The following is a 4,359-nucleotide window of genomic DNA, read 5'->3' on the forward strand; positions in this document are numbered from 1 at the left end:
CAGGAGCGGGTCCGTCAGGAAGAAATCAGGCGGGAAATGCAGCGTCAGGCAGAGCAGCGGGCGGTCGAGGAAGCCCGTAAGGCCGCCGAAATGGAGAGGCAGAAGCAACTCGCCAAAGAGATCGACAGGCCAACAGTCAGGCGTTCCCGTGACCGGGGGCCAAGTATTGGATTTTGATAACGAGAGAGGATGAGTGGTACAAAAACCAAGAGTGCATTTTATGTCAGGATTCAGCCTGTGTGCGCACAGAGGCTAGCATGCGCCTGCGGATCAGCCCGCTGACGGGGCGGATTAGATACCAGTAGGGCGCAAAATGTCGCCGTGTCGCGGGCGTAGGACAGAAGACGCATGTCTCGGTCGTGAGGCGCTGTCTTCTACGTGTCAGTGGCTGGATCGTGTAGGAAAGTACAAGTTTGCAAACGTCCAGATTTGTGCAGCTCAGGAAATCTTCTACTGAGCTGCATGGTAGCAATCCGTAATCGGCTTTCCAGAATGTACCGATTAGGCCGAAAGCAAGGGCATTCTCCCCATCACGCCCCAAGAAAGTAAAATCGTCCCGATCGAACGGGGGACGAACAGTTCGTCCCAGCACGCGTAACGGAAGTTCCCGTAATGCTATGGCACAGCGGACCAACGGATCGTTTTTCAATCGGTAGTCTGCTGCGCGATCAAGAATGCTTCCTGCAGAAGCAGTAATATCGATGCTATGCCGTTCTCGAAAATCAACGCGGGGCAGAAGTTTCTCGACCCAGTTTGCGGGGAGCGGTGCAGCGCCATGATGTGTCATCTGTCAGTGCCGGGCATGATGTGGTCCAGTAATCAGACTTCCGGCCAGAAGTTTTCATCCATCATCTGGCTGAATGACCACGGACAGATCATTGGGAAGGTGTTTTCTGACAGACCGGTTTCCAGCGCAGCGTCACGACGGGCGCGGCGATAGGCGGTTTCCACGCTGGCTTCTAACACGCTCCGCAGGCTCGGATTGTCGGCCAGATGATCGGCGAGCGCGTCACGGGTGTTGGCAATCGAGAGACGCCATGAAGCACCACGGCGCATAGGCTGGAACTCCCATTTGAGCAGGTGAAGAAGCAGCACAGTCAGACGACTGATAAGTTCACGCTTCTCGGATTTTCCCATGCTCTCGATTTCCTCGGCGATGTGTTCAAGGTCCGCCTCGGATAGTTTCCCGGAGCGCAGCAGTCCGGCCTGCTCGTTGGTCCATGCGTAAAAATCATGGTCGTAAAGGGTGCTGCTCATGACGCCCCTCCTTGGAGAAGTTCGAGCTGCATGGGCGGCCGGGTTTCCGCAGCCTGTGCCTTGCGGACGTCCAGCGAGCCGTTCCATGCCACGTGTGGGTTGATGAAATACACGGCCACCCCTCGACCCTGCACACCTTCAATCTTGCGGCGTTCGCGGCGAATTACGCCCATTTTTTCCAGAGTACCCATCATACGACTGATGTGGTTCGAGGTACATCCGACTTTCTCGGCGAGCTGGTCGCGGGTGAGGAGAACCTCGCCTGTATCCTGTCGGAGATTAACCAATACCAGATCGAAAACATGACGGACCTGATGAGGCCGGTCGTCGGATGGCAGGGCGCGAATAGCATCCCAGATGGCAATAGTTTGGTTGCGGCTCAACATGGTGAAACCTCCCGGCCAAAGCCCTTCGGTGGTGTCTGGTCGCGCGGCTTTCTGGAGCGCGTATGTAGCCCGTGAGATGGCTAAACGCGCTTCTCCGGGCAAATGCTTCAGGAACTGATCGGAAAGGAGCGAGAGCTGCTCGGCCGCCTGTGCCGCTTCCTCTCGTTCGGATCGCTGCGGCTTGGTGGTGAGGCGCACAATCTGGGCCATAGTCTGCTCCCTGTGGAGAACCTGTTTTTAGGTGCCGGGCTCTGGCACTAATAGGTGCCGGATTCCGGCACTTAAAACAAGCGGTTTTTCTTGGTTCTCTGCGGGGTGTGGCGATCCCTAAGAAAGAGAAAAGAATCTAATCTCTCTGTTGGTCTCTCTTTTTTCGGTGGAAAACTGCCATTTCGGAACCTGTTCCGGCGCCCTGCGGGCGGGCTACGCCGCTCCCGCTCCGCGCTCGCCCGGACCCTGTGAGGCCTGCAGAATCGGGCAAGAGAAAATGGCTCAGGAAGCGATGAAGGGCTGGCCGGCTTTCCCTTTCCGGTGATGGTCAGGGGATATACCAGCCGCTCAGGTTCCCTTTGGCGTCCAGTTTCGGGAAGCAGACCGTCCGACCCTTCTGGCGTTCCATGGTCCAGCCATCCCCCTTGCACAGGGCTAGCATATCGAGGCTCCCAAGCTGATCGAGGCCATAGGCCCGCTGTCCGGACGGAGTGTTAGCCCAACTGGCGGCGGCCTCCTGATTCCGGGCTTTCTGGTATCCGTCCGCGTGTCCGGTGTCCCATCCAGACCGCTGGCCGAAGAAATAACCCCCGCCAAACGCCACCAGAACGATCAGGAAGGCCATCAGACCCGTCCAGAGTAGAGATGAACGTATTTCGGTCTGACTGGCCTGTAGCGCCTCCTGTGAGGCTCCTGTGGCCTGTTTAAGAGCGGCCTTCATTTCGTCCGACAGGGCCTGTTCCTGCCGATTTCGGGTGGCCTGATCGGTTCGGACGGCCCGGAGCAGACGGTTTGTCTCCGCCATTTCCCGGCCGAGCTGGTCGAACGCGGCCAGCCCGTCATCCAGCTCGCGTTCGTCGGTCATGACTTGTCAGGTTCCGGCTTCTGCCACCCCTCGAACGCCTTGTGGTCGTGGTCGCGGGTGATGCGTTTCATCAGTTCGTCAATGACCCGTCCGAAGCGTTCATCCTTCCCGGCCGCGTCGATCAGCAGCCCGCCGAGAATGACCTTGCGCCTTGTGTCCAGCTTGCGTTCCTCGGCGTTCTGTCTGGCGAGCAAAGCCTGATATCGGGCCTTGGCCTGTTCGACCTGCTGTTTCGCCTTCTCGATGGGTGTCATTTTTCCTCCCGCACCAAGTGGGTGCAATGGTCTGTTGTGATTTCCATTCCCGCGTGGCCCTGTTGAGGATACCCGATTTTTCGGAAGTTTCCTTGATTCTTCGTGTGGTGCAAACAACCCTTGCGACGAAGGAGTTAAGGGCGCACTTTAGCATTACTGCGTAATGCGTGCTTTAGGATTTGGAAGTGGAAAAAGATTTTCACAAAGCTATGTTGAATATTTATGAGGAAGGCTTGAGGCTTCCTAAGCCATATAGGGCAACAAGATATCGCCAAATGGTTTGCGAGCTTGGTGGGAAAAAAGCTGCTGAAAAGTTACTTTCCACTTCTGATCCATCAGAAGGATTTACGCAGCTATTTCTTCATGGACAAAACGACGGATTGAAGAAGAGCGTTGAGTATCTTGTCCTGCAAAAGCCGTGGTCTGCTCTCTTTACGGATGAGCAGCTTGCTGTTGCACGAGACAGACTCAAAAAATACGGCTGTCCAGTTCCAGAATAAGTGCTGATATGGCGATCTATCATCTGTCCGTTAAAGCCATCTCTCGCTCGGCTGGTCGCAGTGTTGTGGCTGCTGCTGCCTATCGTACTGGTCAGGAACTGACGGACGAACGGCAAGGCTTGACGCACGACTACACCCGCAAACAGGGGGTGGAAGGCGCGTTCATCGTGGCCCCGGATGGCGTAGACTGGGCGCAGGACCGGAACGCCCTCTGGAACGCAGCCGAAGCGGCCGAGAAGCGGAAGGACGCCAAGACCGGCCGAGAATACGAGCTGGCGTTACCGGCTGAACTGGACGCGGGCGCACGGGCGGCATTGGCACGGGATTTCGCGGTCGAGCTGGTGAAGCGGTACGGGGTAGTGGCCGATGTGGCGATCCATGAACCCGGCCGGGAAGGGGACAACCGGAATCATCACGCGCACATCCTGACCACGACCCGGACGGTCGGGGCGGAAGGGTTGGGAGCCAAGACGCGGGTTCTGGACGTGGCCAGCACCGCCTCGGCCGAGATCGAGCATATGCGGGGTGTGTGGGCGCGCCAGGTCAACACGGCGCTGGAACGGCATCAGGCCGAACAGCGGGTGGATCACCGGAGCTTCGAGCGCCAGGGGAAGGAACAGGAGCCGACCCGACATATGGGGGTTTCAGCGACCGCCCTGGAGCGTCAGGCAGCCCGCGAGATCCCCGGCCGAGATCCTGTGACGGATCTCGGAAAGCAGAACGCGGAGATCCGCGAGCGGAACCGGGTTCTGGAAACGGCCCGCAAGGCCGTGGAAAAGGCGCAGGAGCTGTTCTCCGGCCTTGAGAAAAAGGCCCGGCTGGCGGTCGGTCTGGCCCGGAAGATCGGTCAGCGGATGGAGCGGGAGAGGGAAGCCGAACGCCAGAGG

General features: G+C 58.1%; 7 protein-coding genes. 2 read left to right on the forward strand and 5 right to left on the reverse strand.

What is annotated here, in order from left to right; genetic code table 11:
• Positions 1-223: 223 nt before the first annotated feature.
• From AD944_RS16080 to AD944_RS01155, 5 genes are all read right to left on the reverse strand, one after another.
• A complete protein-coding gene (locus AD944_RS16080; RefSeq protein WP_082784174.1) occupies positions 224-787 on the reverse strand; it encodes a hypothetical protein in 564 nt (187 codons plus the stop codon).
• Between the two features lie 32 nt (positions 788-819).
• The gene (locus AD944_RS01140; RefSeq protein ID WP_061474675.1) at positions 820-1,257 is read right to left on the reverse strand and encodes a DUF29 domain-containing protein; all 438 of its coding nucleotides are present in this window, start codon (positions 1,255-1,257) and stop codon (positions 820-822) included.
• Positions 1,254-1,853 carry a helix-turn-helix domain-containing protein gene (locus AD944_RS01145; protein ID WP_061474677.1) on the reverse strand — a complete coding sequence of 200 codons (600 nt, stop codon included), beginning with the start codon at positions 1,851-1,853 and terminating at the stop codon, positions 1,254-1,256. Before AD944_RS01145 ends, AD944_RS01140 begins: the two co-directional genes overlap by 4 nt.
• Before the next feature lie 328 nt (positions 1,854-2,181).
• The gene (locus AD944_RS01150; protein WP_061474679.1) at positions 2,182-2,718 is read right to left on the reverse strand and encodes a hypothetical protein; all 537 of its coding nucleotides are present in this window, start codon (positions 2,716-2,718) and stop codon (positions 2,182-2,184) included.
• The gene (locus AD944_RS01155; protein WP_008852986.1) at positions 2,715-2,972 is read right to left on the reverse strand and encodes a mobilization protein; all 258 of its coding nucleotides are present in this window, start codon (positions 2,970-2,972) and stop codon (positions 2,715-2,717) included. The genes AD944_RS01150 and AD944_RS01155 overlap by 4 nt, the downstream gene beginning before the upstream one ends.
• A 185-nt stretch (positions 2,973-3,157) precedes the next feature.
• Between AD944_RS01155 and AD944_RS01160 the strand changes: the two genes are divergently transcribed.
• A complete protein-coding gene (locus AD944_RS01160) occupies positions 3,158-3,472 on the forward strand; it encodes a hypothetical protein (RefSeq protein ID WP_211263320.1) in 315 nt (104 codons plus the stop codon).
• Between the two features lie 8 nt (positions 3,473-3,480).
• On the forward strand, positions 3,481-4,359 hold an 879-nt coding region (mobQ, locus tag AD944_RS01165), incomplete at its 3' end, for a MobQ family relaxase (RefSeq protein ID WP_061474683.1).

This window comes from Acetobacter tropicalis, from assembly GCF_001580915.1.
GTDB lineage: Bacteria > Pseudomonadota > Alphaproteobacteria > Acetobacterales > Acetobacteraceae > Acetobacter > Acetobacter tropicalis.

What these genes read in the sequence shown, in the direction of transcription:
- AD944_RS16080 (WP_082784174.1), bottom strand. Translation starts at nt 787, where the DNA reads ATGACACATCATGGCGCTGCACCGCTCCCCGCAAACTGGGTCGAGAAA.
- AD944_RS01140 (WP_061474675.1), bottom strand. Translation starts at nt 1,257, where the DNA reads ATGAGCAGCACCCTTTACGACCATGATTTTTACGCATGGACCAACGAG.
- AD944_RS01145 (WP_061474677.1), bottom strand. Translation starts at nt 1,853, where the DNA reads ATGGCCCAGATTGTGCGCCTCACCACCAAGCCGCAGCGATCCGAACGA.
- AD944_RS01150 (WP_061474679.1), bottom strand. Translation starts at nt 2,718, where the DNA reads ATGACCGACGAACGCGAGCTGGATGACGGGCTGGCCGCGTTCGACCAG.
- AD944_RS01155 (WP_008852986.1), bottom strand. Translation starts at nt 2,972, where the DNA reads ATGACACCCATCGAGAAGGCGAAACAGCAGGTCGAACAGGCCAAGGCC.